The following is a 14260-nucleotide window of genomic DNA, read 5'->3' as shown; positions in this document are numbered from 1 at the left end:
TTGCCGGCTAGCGTCGATGGCGGTGGGTCTCCCGCTGGCGATCGCGCTTGTGCTGACGCTCGATTTTGCGCAGGCGGGCCTGCTCGGCAGCCTGGCTTGTCTTGATGCTCACATGTTGAGCCGCCTTGCGCATGGGGCGAACCACCGGGCGGGCGACCTTTTTGACCGGTTCGGGCAGCTTGTGCAGATCGACCTCAGTGGGGCTCATGATGTTGTAGCGGATGGACCACCAACGGACGGCCATGGTGACGGCGACGCTCATCATGGCCGCGGCGATGTTCCAAATATCGAGGCATTGCACGAGAACGATGTAGGTGAGTGCGCCTGCGATCGCCGCAATCGCGTACAGGTTACTGCGTTGGAAGATATAGGGCACGCGGGCGAGGCAGACGTCGCGCAGCAGACCGCCGCCGACGGCGGTGAAAAAGCCCATCATGACGCAGGTGATGGCGGGATAGCCGTAGAGCATCGTCTTATCTGCGCCCATGACGGCGAACAGACCGACGGAGAAGATGTCGAGTATCGCCACGAGGCGGTCGGGTTTTTCGACCATAACGGGGAACGTGAACACCGCCGCGGCGGTTGCGATGGCGACGGGCAGGGCAAGCGGCTGGCGGAGGATGTAGACGTTGCCCTCCTGCAGGATCACGTCACGGATGAGACCGCCGCCGAGCGAGACGAGCACCGCCAGGCCGATGGCGCCGACGAGGTCGAGCTTGTTCTCGCGAGCCGTGAGCGCGCCCGTCGCCGCTGCAACGACGACAGCGAGCAGCTCGAACGCGAGTGGAATCGCGACGCTTTCGGATGCAATGACGGAAGCCGAGACGGCGCTTTGCGTGACTGCGAGTACGGCCGGAAACACGGTGCCTCCCTGGGAAAATGAACTGGCTCAACCATCTTAGCGGAGGCAGTTGTGGAGGGAGCAGAGCAATTTTGCCCCCTTTTCCAAGAATTACTGTTGCATCCCACCTAACTTACGGTACAATAGCCCCTGCATTCACGGAGAGTTGTCCGAGTGGCCGAAGGAGCACGATTGGAAATCGTGTAGGCGCCAAAAGCGTCTCCAGGGTTCAAATCCCTGACTCTCCGCCAGAACTTTCAGCGGCACGCATCCAATTGGATAGCGTGCCGTTTTCACATCCTACGGAGGAGTGGCAGAGTGGTTGAATGCGGCGGTCTCGAAAACCGTTTACGGGTACTCCCCGTACGAGGGTTCGAATCCCTCCTCCTCCGCCATCATGCATCGCGTTAACGAGCCCGAGTGGCTCGTTTTTTTGTATGTCGACCATGGGTCACGCCCAACGGGAGTTGTGGCGCCGGCGGGTGTTTTATCAGGGTGCGCATTTCGCCTTGTGACCCAGGCCCTGTCTGCGCGGGGAACATTACTCTTAGGGGGTTCTTGCGGGCGGCTTAAGCTGTGCTTAATGATGGGTGTTGCAAGTGAAACTACCACGTTCATCGGGATACACTTCAGTCATGCAAATGGCGAAGACTGAGGAATTGAGGCACGCATGCAAACTGGTGAAGTTGGTTTCATGTCGTCGTGGCGGATGCTCACGCGCGACAAGGGATGGGTGAAACCGCTACTCGTCCTGACATTGGTCAGCTGGATTCCGATATTGGGTCAGATCGCCGTGCTCGGCTATGGCCTCGAGTGGGCGCGGCTCACTGCCTGGGGCGTGGAATCCGCCCCCAAGCAGCGCGGCGTTGACTACGGCAAGGTTATCTCCACGGGCGCCCGCGCCTTCCTCGTCACGATTTCCCAGGCCTTTGTCTGTGGCCTGGTCCTGCAAATTCTGTTTCCCGGTTCCCTTGCGGCGCTGATGGCGATGACCATGGGCGGCAGCGGTCTTGCGAACTCGGTCATCCTGGCTTCCGGGGCGACGTTCTTCCTGCTCGACCTCGTTATCATGGTGTTCGCCGGTACGTTTTTGCAGGCGGCGGCGCTGCGCGGAACGTTGTACGACAGCTTTTCTGCCGGATGGCGTCTCGATCGACTGTTCCAGATGGTCGTCCGCGACTTCGGCGGCTTTTGCAAGGTCCTGCTGGTGACACTCATCGGGGCCGTGGCGTCTTCGGTCTACGCGTTCGTTGTGGCGATGGTGGCCATGCTCGTGCTGATGGGCGGCCTGCTGAGCGCCACCGCCGTGATTGGGCTTTCGGATGGCTATATGACCGGCTGGCACTTCCTGGCCGACCAGCTTCTGCGCATGGGCGCCGGCCCGGTTTTGCTCTTCGTGCTGCTTTTGATGGCCCTGCTGTTCGTGGGCAATGTGATTTCGACGGCGATGAACCTGGTGAGTGTGAATGCGATGGGGCAGTGGTTCGCACGTTTTGACGTGAACCGCTGGGGTGTCTCGTCTGCCCCCCTGCCCGACGATGTTCCCCACCACGGAGCTCGCACGGCTTACGCCTCCGCACCGGTGGATCCTATGGCCTCGCCGGCTGGAGAGCCCGATTCTGTAGCCTCTGCCCCCGCCGATGACGCCCGGCCCGTCGAGCCCGTCGACTCCGCTGCTTCTTCTGACCCCGTCGAGCCACTCGAGCCCACCGATTCTGCCGAGGCTGAGGCGAAGACTTCCGCGACGGCTCAAGTTGAGACTGTTGAGGAGGCCCAGGTCGACGCCACTTTGGATGTTGAGAAGAAGCCCATTCCGCTCGGACCGATCAGCACCGATGATGCTCCCGGCGATGAGGACGGCGGTCCCATCGCGGAATAGGATCGGGATAGCCTTCGTTTGCCATAGTGCCCCAGTTGTGTTTCTTGTTTGTGGGAAACGCGGCTGGGGCACATTTTGATTTTCGGCCGCGTTGTGCGCATGCTGAGTCTTTCAGATGGGGGAGGACGAAGGCCAGATATCGAAGAAGACACAGTGCGATGGGGAGCGATTTTGTGTCTGGGCGGCGTGTCATGCTTATCACGTGGCGGATCGCATGCTTGGGTATCTGGCAGAAGTGCTCGAAAATGTGGAGGTCATGGGGTGCGGCAGCGGACACCTTGCAAGATGTGCGGACTCGGCTATAGTTAGCACGTCTTTTCCTGCTTCGGGCGCACCTTCACGACCCGAAGCCGTTTGTCCAGAGGAGGTGACCACATGAAGGCTTATGAACTGCTGTTCTTCGTTGACCCCAGCCTCGATCCCGAGACTCGTCTCGCCGTGATGAAGCGCATCGACAACACGATCGCCGAGGGCAATGGTAAGGTCGACAACGTCGACGAGTGGGGCAAGCGCAAGCTCGCTTACGAGATCGACAAGCTCACCGAAGGTGACTACACCCTCATCAACTTCCATGCAGACCCGGCTTCCATCGCGGAGCTCGATCGCGTGCTTCGTATTACCGACGCCGTGATCCGCCACATGATCGTCCGTCGCGACGACCAGGAGTAGGTCATTTGTATGGATGCGGCCCATTAACGCCGCGTGAGAGGTAGTGAACACGTATGAGCATCAATCGAGTCAACATTTCCGGTAATCTCACCCGCGATCCCGAGCTGCGCGCCACTGCGAGCGGCACCCAGGTCCTGAGCTTCGGCGTGGCGGTCAACGACCGTCGTCGCAATCCTCAGACGGGCGAGTGGGAGGACTACCCGAACTTCGTGGACTGCACGATGTTCGGCACCCGTGCGGAGGCCGTGAGCCGCTATCTCTCGAAGGGGTCGAAGGTCGCTATCGAGGGCAAGCTCCGTTATAGCTCCTGGGAGCGTGACGGCCAACGCCGCAGCAAGCTCGAGGTCATCGTCGATGAGATCGAGTTCATGTCCCGCGGCCAGCAGGGTGAGGCAGGCGGCTACGCCCCCGCCCCGTCCTACGGCCAGCAGGGCGGCTACGCCCCCGCGCCCGCTCCGCAGCAGGCTCCGGCGCCCATGGCGGCTCCGGTTCCCCCTGCGGTCGACGTCTACGATGAGGACATCCCGTTCTAAGGGATGTGTAATTGACGGTGAGAGTTCGCTCGAACCGTCGTCACGAAAGGTATTGAGACATGGCTAATGATTATTCTGCCCGTCAGCCGCGTCGCAAGTACTGCCAGTTCTGCAAGGAGAACACTGAGTTCATCGACTACAAGGATACTCAGCTCCTTCGCAAGTACATGACCGATCGCGGCAAGATTAAGCCGCGTCGCGTCACTGGCGCCTGCACGCAGCATCAGCACGACATCGCGAACGCTATCAAGCGTGCCCGCGAGATGGCTCTTCTGCCGTATGCCGTGCCCGTGGTGTCCACCCGCGGTCCTCGCGAGAAGAAGTAGGGAGGGTACCCATGAAAGTTGTTCTGCTTGGTGAGATCAAGGGCAAGGGCGGCGAGGGTGACGTCATCGACGTCGCTCAGGGTTACGCCGAGAACTACCTGATTCCGCAGAAGCTCGCCGTTGCTGCTACCAAGGGCAACCTGAAGCAGCTCGAGGAGCGTCGCAACAACATCGAGAAGCGTGAGGCTGTCCGCCTGGCCGACGCCAATGCTCTCAAGGCTAAGCTCGACGGCCAGAAGGTCGCCGTCGACGCCAAGGTCGGCGAGGAGGGCGTCCTCTTCGGCTCCGTCACCGCTGCCATGATCGTCGACGCGATCAAGGCCGAGCTCGACGTTGAGATCGACCGCAAGCGCGTTGAGCTTGGCAAGCCGATCAAGGTCGCCGGTTCCCACGAGGTGGAGATTTCCATCTACCGTGAGATCAAGGCTTCCATCGTCGTCCTGGTGGGCGTCGAGGAGCAGGCCGAGGAGACCGTCGAGGCTGAGGAGGTCGCCGCTGAGGAGACCGCCGAGGTCGAGACCGAGGCTGCTGCCGAGTAGCTTACTCGCTTCGAGTTACGCGACTCATGAGCCCCGTGCCATTTGAGTAACGCCGGGGTTCTTGAATCGGCTGATCATGGGGACTGATTCCGGAATCTCCCGGGGTCAGTCCCTTTATTTGTGATGCTTCTTTGGTTCCAAGGGTTGAAGTGGGTGGACGGGCACCTTCCGATCGTTTGGAAGTTCGGATGAGCCCGTTTGTGAACAAGGCCGTCTTCGGGCGATGATTGTCTGTCTGACCGTGCGGCTGTCGACATGAGGCGTCCCTCCCTGAATACGATCCGCGTTGCAACCTCGGTCTTCTTTGGACGTAGGGTTATCCGATTTACGGGTGCTGCCGGTTCGTATCGGGATTCGGGTGCAGACTCCGCGTCTGTCATTCGTTCTGTTTGGGGCCGGTAGCGTTCACCCCAGCTTTGTGGCGAATCTTCATCCAGTACGCTGTTGGGATAGCTTGGGATTTCTAGACGGTCTTTGCTTTCGGCGCATAATCGCTACGATGGCTACCTTGGAAGGTGGCCCCGCCTCGGGCAGACGTCTGGCGCGTCTAAGGGATGCCCTCAGCTCATCGGGTCGTCTGGAAAGCCTTTTTTCTTATTTCCGATAAAAGGAAGGAGATTAGCTTGAATTGAGGACGTTGTACAGGTGATTTCAGACTAAAGAGTGATGTTTCTTTAATGGGGGGCTATCCCAACTTTTGGTCAATTCACTTGTTATTCCGGTAATGCAGTGGTGGATACAAGCGACACTCTTGTGCCCACGCATATTGAGTATGAGAGTGCGATCTTTCGTTCCCCAAGGTAAATGTTGTTCTGCAAAACGAGCAATGTATCGGATGCATGCGTTTTGAGTAAATGCGAGATGGACTCACTCGGCCTGTCGAATATTCGAACCTTTTGAGTCTGTGTAAGCTCTCGTGGAACATGGGTCGATTTGAATAGGTCAGAATACAGCATGCACGCATGTGTCGATAGCACGTTTGCGGTGAGCGAGACGATGTTGTTGTTGATGCTCTCCAGAAACAAATCCGTTTTTGCCACGTCGCTCTCAATGCCAAGTGACAGGTGGTCAGTTAGCCAGCGCAAATCGACAGGGAGATCTCGGAGCGCTCTGGCGGTATAACATGCGTTTGCAAATGCCTTGTCTGCATGAGGAAAGCAGTAAGTTGCTAACGTTCGAATTGCCTTCGGTTGGCAGAGGTACGAACCGCTTCCCTGTTTACTGAAGATAACCCCTTGGTCAACTAGGGCTTGGAGCCCACTTCGCAGTGATGAGCGGGTGATGCCGAGCTCTTCCGCAAGTGCGCGCTCGGTTGGAAGCCGATCACCCGCTTCTAAATGATGCTCGTCGATGTATTGAAGAACGTATTCCTCTACATCACTTGAGAGCAGATTGAACAATTTGGGCATGCGTGCTCCTAGACGCCCTGGAAGTTAATAGAATATACGCCGTTGTTGATGATGGCGTCGGTGTAGTATCTGCAAAAATCAGGAAGCACCGTGACGTCAGTAAACTCGACAACGCGATCGTTTTGATTGTGGGCGGTAATCTGAATGAGCATAATCGCTGATCCGTCTTCGGTGTCCAGGGCGCGCGCAATGCTCTGGCGCGCGCGAGAGCTTGAAAGCTTCTGATCGATACGTGTAATCGAAACGTGGTTCATACGGAAAGCATCATATAGCGAATAAACCTGGAAATCGACCTGTTCAATGTCGTTGATTAGGGAGGGGAGAGTGAAGGTGTTCTCAACTGAGATGGGCCGAGAGTTGCCGGAGCGCAGGCGAGTGATTTGGAACACCTCAGCATTCTCGTCGATGCCGAAGATGCGGGAAAGCCGGTAGCCGGAGGGCCGAATTTGGGTGCGCAGGATGTTTGAAGAAGGCTCATATCCAGCTCGTTGTAACAGTTCGCTCATGCCTTTAAAGTGGATGGATGCATCATCCACATCGGTGTTCATGACGAAGGTTCCTTTGCCCTGAACGCGTTTAAGCCTCCCGGATGAAACGAGAAGCTCAATGGCGGCACGGACGGTGGCGCGGTTAACGCCGAACTCATCAGCAAGGATTCGCTCGGAGGGGATGCGTGAACCGCAGGGGTATTTCCCGGAAGCGATTCGGTTTTGGACTTTATGGGCGATTTGGTGGGTAAGTTTCATCGAAGCGCTATTCATCTCGACCACTTGACATTATGAATATACCAAATGCCGAAGGAAAACGACCGTTCACGGCAGAAATGGTATTCCAAAACAACTAAGTGGTTGCATTGAGATGTAAATAGGTATATCTATACTACCAAGTGGTTGCAACACGAGACTGTTGGTGCCCATAAGGAAGGGCGAGAGGAAGGAAGAATCATGGTCGGTTACGACGAGGCTGTCTATCGAGAGGTGCTGGGAAAGGCCGTTTCGAATATTGAAGAAATCAACAAGGCAGTGGATGAAATTTGTGATCAGGGATACAAGAATCTGTATCTTATGGGTTCTGGCGGCACGTATTCTATGGCGAGCCCTGTGACCTATCTGCTCAAAACGCACTCCACCATCCCGTGGAATTGGGAGATTGCTGCCGAGCTCATCAAGGCCAAGCCGCTGTCGCTCAATGCCGACTCGGTGGTGATCACTGCATCGCTTTCTGGAACTACTACCGAGACTATTGAGGCCGCACGGTACGCACAGTCTGTAGGTGCAAAGGTTATCGCTCTGGTGGGTGAAGATGGGTGTCCGCTTGCCGAATGCGCTGACTATGTATTTGAGAACCCCAATGCATCGAATGATAACCTCGTTGAGGAAATCTACATTCAGTATTTCGCCATCGCAGCACGCTTCATGAGGAATAACGGTGAGTTCCCGGAGTACGATGAGTTTGTCTCGGCGCTTCGCAAGATGCCGGAAGTGCTTCAGGCCGTGCGCGAGCAGCAAGATGAGACGGCGCTCGCCTTCGCTACTGCTCATAAGGACACGCCATTTCACATGTGTGTCGGCTCCGGTAACGTTTGGGGCGAGACGTACTGTTTCGCCATGTGCGTGCTCGAGGAGATGCAATGGATCGCAACGAAGTCCATCCATGCTGCAGAGTTCTTCCACGGCACCATTGAGATGACCGATCCGGATATGAGCTTCATGCTTTTTAAGGGCGAGGACGAGACCCGTCCGTTGGTCGATCGTGTGGAGCGCTTTGTGCGCCAGCACACCGATAAGGTGCAGGTTTGGGATACTAAGGCCTTTGAGCTCGATGGCATTGACCCGAAGATTCGCCCGCTCGTCTCGCCGCTCGTTATGTCGGCAATGTTGGAGCGCGTGAGCACCCACTTCTCGATCGTGCGTGACCACGATCTCGATATCCGCCGCTATTATCGGGTGGTTGAGTACTAATGATCAAGCTTCTTCGAGTTGATGAACGTCTGGTTCACGGTCAGGTCGCGCTCGCGTGGACGAACTCCCTTAACGCCGATTGCATTTTTGTTGTCAACGACGCGGTGCGCAACGATAAGCTCCGCCTCACCACGTTAAAGATGGCTGTGCCTGCGGGCGTGAAGTTTGTTTCGAAAAATGTGGAAGACGCCATTGATGCGCTGAACTCCGGCAAAACCGATAAGTACAAAATGCTCGTTGTGGTGGATAGCGTTGTCGATGCTCTCCGCATTGCAGAAGGGTCGTCGGTTGTTGAGAGCGTGAACTTGGGCAACATGAAGAATCTCGAGGGTAGGCGTCAGCTCACGCCCTCGGTATATGCAAGTGATGAGGAGATTGCGGCGATTAAGGAGCTGCTTGCTCGCGGTGTGGAAGTGGGATGTCAGGCAGTTCCCACCGAAGCGAATGTCCCTGTAGAGACGCTCATCTAGCAATGTACGTAATGTTTTACTGCAAGAGGTGACTTTTATGCTTATCCAAGCTACCCTCGTGGCAATTGTCGCGTTTCTCGCGTCGGTAGACGAGCAGTTGTTCGGCGCCAGTATGATGGCGCGCCCGTTGTTTACCGGCATGCTGGTTGGTGCCATCATGGGTGATGTGGCCACCGGTGTTACAGTGGGTGCTGCCCTTGAAGCAATGTTCATGGGGTCGATTATGGTCGGCAGTGCGGTGCCGCCTGAGGTTTACGCATCGAGCACGCTGAGCATCGCGATTGCCATCAATGCGGGCACGGGCGCAGGCTCTGCTGTTGCCCTGGCGCTGCCCCTGTCTGTGTTCCTTCAAATGTGGCGCAACTTCTGCTATGCAGTTCCGGGCAGCTGGGCTGGAGCGCAGATTCAGGCCGCAATTGAGGCCCGCAATCTCAAAAAGGCCAACTTGCTCCACCTGGCAGTGGTGCCGCTTTCCCTCGGCCTTCCCTCCGCGCTTCTTGTGTTTGCTTCGCTCTACTTCGGAGCCGACGGAATAAATTCTGCTCTCAACGCAATTCCGCAGGTCGTGCTAGACGGCTTCAATGTTGCTGCGGGTGTTCTGTCGTGTGTCGGCCTTGCCCTGCTTATCAAGATCATGTCCAACAACAAGATCTTGCCCTATCTGTTCCTAGGGTTCATTGCTGTCGTTTACCTTCAGATGGACGTTATCGGTGTGGCGGTTGCGGGTTTGTGCTTTGCCCTCATCGCGGTCTCTAACATGAAGTTTGATGAAGAGGAGGACTTCTAATGACCGAAGAGTTGACTCGAGCGATGGACCCATCCGCTGAGGAGAAGAAGCCGGCCTGCGGCATGACGCCTGCAGAATATCGCAGCATTTTTTGGCGCTCATTTACGATTCAGGGGTCTTGGTCATTTGATAAGATGATGGCCTATGGCTTTGCGTACGCGCTGGAAAAGCCGCTTCGCCGCATTTATCCCAATGATGACGATTTCTATGCCGCCCTCGAGCGGCATACCGAGACGTTCAACATCACCCCGCACGTCTCTCCATTTGTAATGACTCTTGCGGTTGCCATGGAAGAGGAGGCGGCGGCGAATCCCAATTTCGATGTTAAGGCCATAAATAACCTGAAGGTCGGTCTTATGGGGCCCCTCTCGGGTATAGGTGACTCGTTCTTCTGGGGGACCTTTCGGGTAATCGCGGCAGGCATTGGCATCGGCCTTGCCTCAACCGGCAATATTATGGGCAGTCTTTTGTACTTTGCTCTCTACACCGCTATTCACTTCATCACGAAGATTCTTGCTGGCAAGTTCGGCTACAAGCTGGGCGCGCAGTTTTTGGAGAAGTCAGAAGAGGAGCACTTGATGGAGCGCCTGTCGTATGGCGCATCCATTTTGGGCATGACCGTGATTGGCGCTATGATTGCAACCATGGTTTCTTTGTCCACCACGCTTACCTTTACCCTGGGTGGCACCGAGACGGCGCTGCAGTCAATTTTCGACCAGATTTTCCCAGGCCTGCTTCCTCTTGCTGCGACGTTTGTCTGCGTGTGGCTGTTCAATAAGAATGTGAAGACCATTTATATTGTCTTGGGAATTTTCGCGCTGAGCGTTCTCGGTTGCATCGTGGGCATCTTCTAAATTCCGCCCAGGTTTCCCAGTTTAAACGGATGCACCTCTCATGGGTGAATCGCCTCCCATTTTCTGGACATCAGGAAATGGGAGGTTTTCTATGTCCCGTAACCTGAAGGTGGGGTTTAGTTTCGGCTTGCGCAGGGCCGTCGTGCGTTTAGAGGGGGCGGTTCGTCCGGCGGTTCGCTTCTTCTGACTTCGATGAGGTGCCGGGAGGAAGTGGCGTCGTATTTGCGCACAGTTGGAGACATGGGCGGTTGAGCGATGGGGTTACGCTGCAAGACGCTCAAAGATCATCGTTGTTTCCGAGAGTTGGGAATCCGTCGAAAGGCGTTCTTTCGCGCGGCCAGCGGCTGTGGGCACAAGCAGATGGCGCTCTGCCCGTAAACGAAGTGGGCATGGCCGCCGAAAGACCATACGGAAAGCCGCGCGCGGTAGAAGGTCCACTGCGCAGCACGTGGTGAGAGGTTCGAATGCGCGTCCGGCGCCCGCGCGGCATATTTGGGCATCAGTGACAGATTAAACCTGAGGTGATGCTGCGAGGAGGATCGGAATCTGTTTCTGCTGGTTGGAGGGGGTGGATTTGCTTGTTCTGGGCTAAAGTGCATTTTATGTTCGAGAAGGGGGCGCCGCGGCGGTTTCGTGGGAAACGTTGGTGGTGGGTTGGGTGCATGTCGGCAGATATTGAGAAATCCACAGACTGTGATTGCGATAACAGTCGAAAACCCAGATAAGCGAGTTTGTCCGAGCCGAAAGGCAGGTGACTTCAGCTTTGCCCCGAAATCGCCCAGGACATGACACTCGATCTCTATATAGGCATCTACCTGCGAAAATGCCAAACATGCAGGTAAACACTGCATTAAGGGAAAGTAAGCGCTGGACGTTCGTTGCAAACCCGCAGGTCATGCCCATTTCTGTGGATAACTTCAATCTCACGAGTCATCCACATTGTTGAAAACGTTGATAACCGTATTGTCCCCAGCTCAAGACGGTGAGTTATCAACAGCTGGAACGGGTTGGGCCTCTCGTCGATAAAACGGTCTACCTGGGGTCGTGACGCTGGGAACTCGGTCTCAGATGCCCTACCATTGTGTGTCCCAGGACCCGGTGAACGCGCCATGCGGCGTGCGTGCGCCATGAGGCTAGGAAAGGAGTGCGATGAGCGGAGCTGATGATTTTGGGTGGGAGCCTTCTGCCTCGATTGACCGCGGTGCCCTGAAGGGACTGCCCAACAACATCGATGCCGAGGCGAAGGTTCTGTCCGCCATGCTGCTCTCGGGCGAGGTTGTCGAGGAGGCCCTCGTCGAGCTCATGCCCGATGACTTCTATCGCCCGTCACACAAGACGATTTTCGTCGCCATGAGCGCGATGTACGAGAGCTCGATTCCGATCGACTCCATCTCCCTCATCGACTATCTGAACTCCATCGACAAGCTCGAGGCCGTGGGCGGGGAGGCGTATGTCCTCGAGCTCATGGGGAATACTCTCGCGCTCGCCAACTGGCAGCATCATGCCGGCATCGTCCGTCGTGACGCCATGCTGCGTGAGATCATCGGGGCGACCAATCAGATTAGCGCTTTGGCCTACGACGCCCCGATCGACACGAAAGAGGTCATTGAGCGCGCCGAGTCCATGCTGCTTTCCGTCACGGCGCGAGAGGTGAAGAGCTCCTATCGCGAACTTGGCGACTTTATGGCCGAGGCGTATCAGGAGGCTGAGGAGGTTGCGCGGGCTGGCGGCGACGTCCATGGTGCGCCCACGGGCTATCCGACGCTCGACCGCATGCTCATGGGTCTGCGCGAGGGCCAGCTTGTCGTTATCGGCGCTCGCCCTGCCGTTGGTAAGACCTCGTTCGCTTTGAACCTGGCTCTTAACGCCGCCGCGGACGGGTACACGGTGGGCTTCTTCTCCCTGGAGATGTCCGGCAAGGAAATCGCGCAGCGCTTCATCTGCGCCCAGGCCATGGTGAACATGTCCAACTTCCGCACGGGCCGCATCTCGCCCGAGGAGTGGGCCAACATCAACGAGGCCATCAACGAGCTGGGGCGTCTGGATATCTTGATCGACGACACCCCGGGCACGACGGTCACCGAGATCCGCGCCAAGGCGCGCCGCATGCTCCACAACAAGGAGAAGGCCGTCATCATTCTCGACTACCTGCAGCTCGTGAACCCGCCTGCGGGCAAGAACTACAACGGCAACCGCGCCGTCGAGGTTTCTGAGATGAGCCGTGGCCTCAAGATCATGGCCAAGGAGCTCGGCGTGCCGGTCATCATGCTCTCCCAGTTGAACCGTTCGCTCGAGGGCCGTACCGGCAAGCGCCCGCAGATGAGCGACCTGCGTGAATCGGGCTCCATCGAGCAGGATGCCGACATCATCATGCTGCTCGACCGTTCGAGCACCGAGTCGGAGGCCGAGCGCGATGACCGACCGGACTTTGGCATCACGCGCGTGATCCTCGCCAAGAACCGTTCGGGCCCGGTTGGCGACGTGGACCTGATGTTCCTGCCCGCCTCGACCAAGTTCTATGAGATTGACGAACACGCGGTTGAGTAATGCGAGGTAGGCGCTTCGCGCCTATAATGTGAGGGCTGGGCCGTTTGACCCCGCGGTCGGACGCTCGTCCGATATGTTCGAAGACCTGTCCGGGTCGATGTGCCCGGGCGATTGAATTGAGGAGTGGCCATGCCGTCAACAGTGTTGGTGGGTACCCAGTGGGGCGACGAGGGCAAGGGCAAGATCTGCGACCTGATCGCACCCGAGTTTGACTGCGTCGTCCGCTACCAGGGCGGTAACAACGCCGGGCATACCATCGTGGTGGGTGATAAGAAGTACGGCCTGCACCAGGTTCCCTCGGGCATCATGTACCCCGACTGCGTGTCGGTGATCGGCAACGGCTGCGTGGTCAATCCCGCCGTCCTGCTTGAGGAGATCGACATGTTCGAGGGCGACGGCATCTCCACCGCCAACCTCAAGGTCTCCGGCAACGCCCATGTGATCATGCCCTACCACGTCGATCTCGACGGCGCGTACGAGGAGCTGCTCGGCAAGAACAACATTGGCACCACCAAGCGTGGCATCGGCCCTTGCTACCAGGACAAGATGGCACGCATCGGCATCCGCATGCAGGACCTCATGGATGAGGCGACCCTCCGCGAGAAGCTCGAGATCGCCCTCGCCCGTGTGAACCCGCAGCTCGAGCGCATCTTCGATATGCCCGCTTACACTGTGGACCAGATCTGCGAGACCTATCTGCCCATGGCCGAGCGTCTGCGCCCCTATATCTGCGAGACGGGTCTTTTGCTCAACAACCTCGTGGAGGAGGGCAAGGAGATCCTGTTCGAGGGCGCCCAGGCGACGCTGCTCGATATCGACCATGGCACCTACCCGTTCGTGACTTCTTCCAACTGCACCGCCGGCGGCGCCGTGACCGGTTCTGGTGTGGGTATGAAGAACATCGACCGCGTTCTGGGCATCATGAAGGCCTACATCACGCGCGTGGGCTCCGGCCCCATGCCGACCGAGCTCGACTATGAGACGAGCGACGAGGGCCGCACCCTCACCGAGGTCGGCCACGAGTACGGCGTGACCACCGGCCGCCGTCGCCGTTGCGGTTGGTTCGACGGCGTGATCGCCCGCTACGCCACCCGCGTGAACGGCCTGACCGACATCGCGCTCACCAAGCTCGACGTGCTTTCCGAGTTCGACACCATCAAGGTGTGCGTTGCCTACGACTGCGATGGCGTGCGCTACACCAGCGTGCCCGAGCACACCGCGGCGTTCGCCCATGCGGTGCCCGTGTACGAGGAGCTGCCCGGCTGGAAGTGCGACATCACCGGGTGCCGCACGTTCGAGGAGCTGCCCCAGGCCGCCCAGGACTACGTGACCTACGTGGAAAACCTGGCGGGCTGCAAGGTGAGCTTCGTGGCCGTGGGCCCCGACCGCGAGCAGACGATCGTTCGCGACTGGAATAAGTAATTCAGCCAAGTCAGCGCGCCGTC

The 14260-nt window shown here is 57.6% G+C and carries 14 protein-coding genes and 2 tRNA genes; 13 read left to right on the top strand and 3 right to left on the bottom strand.

Going from position 1 to position 14260, the window contains the following annotated elements; genetic code table 11:
• Window positions 1-7 precede the first annotated feature (7 nt).
• Window positions 8-862: a trimeric intracellular cation channel family protein gene (locus COLINT_RS05620; RefSeq protein ID WP_006723468.1), complete on the bottom strand. Its 855-nt coding sequence runs from the start codon at window positions 860-862 to the stop codon at window positions 8-10.
• Window positions 863-1001: 139 nt separating this feature from the next.
• Between COLINT_RS05620 and COLINT_RS05615 the strand changes: the two genes are divergently transcribed.
• From COLINT_RS05615 to rplI, 7 genes are all read left to right on the top strand, one after another.
• Window positions 1002-1092 (top strand) — tRNA-Ser (locus tag COLINT_RS05615).
• 53 nt (window positions 1093-1145) lie between these two features.
• Window positions 1146-1236, top strand: a tRNA-Ser gene (locus tag COLINT_RS05610).
• Between the two features lie 275 nt (window positions 1237-1511).
• Window positions 1512-2720, top strand: coding sequence for a DUF4013 domain-containing protein (locus tag COLINT_RS05605; RefSeq protein WP_006723467.1), 1209 nt, complete (start codon window positions 1512-1514; stop codon window positions 2718-2720).
• 375 nt (window positions 2721-3095) lie between these two features.
• Window positions 3096-3389 (top strand): 30S ribosomal protein S6, encoded by a 294-nt coding sequence (rpsF, locus tag COLINT_RS05600; RefSeq protein ID WP_006723466.1) that lies wholly within the window; start codon window positions 3096-3098, stop codon window positions 3387-3389.
• Between the two features lie 53 nt (window positions 3390-3442).
• Complete coding sequence (locus COLINT_RS05595) at window positions 3443-3922, top strand: single-stranded DNA-binding protein (RefSeq protein ID WP_006723465.1); 480 nt, start codon at window positions 3443-3445, stop codon at window positions 3920-3922.
• 59 nt (window positions 3923-3981) lie between these two features.
• Complete coding sequence (gene rpsR / locus COLINT_RS05590; RefSeq protein ID WP_006723464.1) at window positions 3982-4248, top strand: 30S ribosomal protein S18; 267 nt, start codon at window positions 3982-3984, stop codon at window positions 4246-4248.
• Between the two features lie 11 nt (window positions 4249-4259).
• The gene (gene rplI / locus COLINT_RS05585; protein ID WP_006723463.1) at window positions 4260-4787 is read left to right on the top strand and encodes a 50S ribosomal protein L9; all 528 of its coding nucleotides are present in this window, start codon (window positions 4260-4262) and stop codon (window positions 4785-4787) included.
• A gap of 713 nt (window positions 4788-5500) precedes the next feature.
• Here rplI and COLINT_RS05580 read toward each other — a convergent pair.
• Both COLINT_RS05580 and COLINT_RS05575 read right to left on the bottom strand, forming a co-directional pair.
• The gene (locus COLINT_RS05580; RefSeq protein WP_006723462.1) at window positions 5501-6196 is read right to left on the bottom strand and encodes a GntR family transcriptional regulator; all 696 of its coding nucleotides are present in this window, start codon (window positions 6194-6196) and stop codon (window positions 5501-5503) included.
• An 8-nt stretch (window positions 6197-6204) separates the two neighbouring features.
• The gene (locus COLINT_RS05575) at window positions 6205-6942 is read right to left on the bottom strand and encodes a GntR family transcriptional regulator (RefSeq protein WP_039910390.1); all 738 of its coding nucleotides are present in this window, start codon (window positions 6940-6942) and stop codon (window positions 6205-6207) included.
• A 198-nt stretch (window positions 6943-7140) separates the two neighbouring features.
• On the opposite strand from COLINT_RS05575, the gene COLINT_RS05570 reads away from it, so the two are divergent.
• From COLINT_RS05570 to COLINT_RS05545, 6 genes are all read left to right on the top strand, one after another.
• Entirely contained in the window at window positions 7141-8157 is a 1017-nt protein-coding gene (locus COLINT_RS05570) for an SIS domain-containing protein (RefSeq protein WP_006723460.1), read from the top strand.
• Window positions 8157-8627: a PTS sugar transporter subunit IIB gene (locus tag COLINT_RS05565; protein ID WP_006723459.1), complete on the top strand. Its 471-nt coding sequence runs from the start codon at window positions 8157-8159 to the stop codon at window positions 8625-8627. Before COLINT_RS05570 ends, COLINT_RS05565 begins: the two co-directional genes overlap by 1 nt.
• A 37-nt stretch (window positions 8628-8664) precedes the next feature.
• Entirely contained in the window at window positions 8665-9414 is a 750-nt protein-coding gene (locus COLINT_RS05560; protein ID WP_006723458.1) for a PTS mannose/fructose/sorbose/N-acetylgalactosamine transporter subunit IIC, read from the top strand.
• The gene (locus tag COLINT_RS05555) at window positions 9414-10268 is read left to right on the top strand and encodes a PTS system mannose/fructose/sorbose family transporter subunit IID (protein ID WP_006723457.1); all 855 of its coding nucleotides are present in this window, start codon (window positions 9414-9416) and stop codon (window positions 10266-10268) included. Before COLINT_RS05560 ends, COLINT_RS05555 begins: the two co-directional genes overlap by 1 nt.
• 1149 nt (window positions 10269-11417) lie before the next feature.
• Window positions 11418-12815, top strand: coding sequence for a replicative DNA helicase (dnaB, locus tag COLINT_RS05550; RefSeq protein WP_006723455.1), 1398 nt, complete (start codon window positions 11418-11420; stop codon window positions 12813-12815).
• A 129-nt stretch (window positions 12816-12944) separates the two neighbouring features.
• A complete protein-coding gene (locus COLINT_RS05545) occupies window positions 12945-14237 on the top strand; it encodes an adenylosuccinate synthase (RefSeq protein WP_006723454.1) in 1293 nt (430 codons plus the stop codon).
• Window positions 14238-14260 lie beyond the last annotated feature (23 nt).

The organism is Collinsella intestinalis DSM 13280 (genome assembly GCF_000156175.1).
GTDB lineage: Bacteria > Actinomycetota > Coriobacteriia > Coriobacteriales > Coriobacteriaceae > Collinsella > Collinsella intestinalis.
The sequence above is the reverse complement of the archived record's forward strand: the minus strand, read 5'-3'. Positions and strand labels throughout refer to the sequence as shown.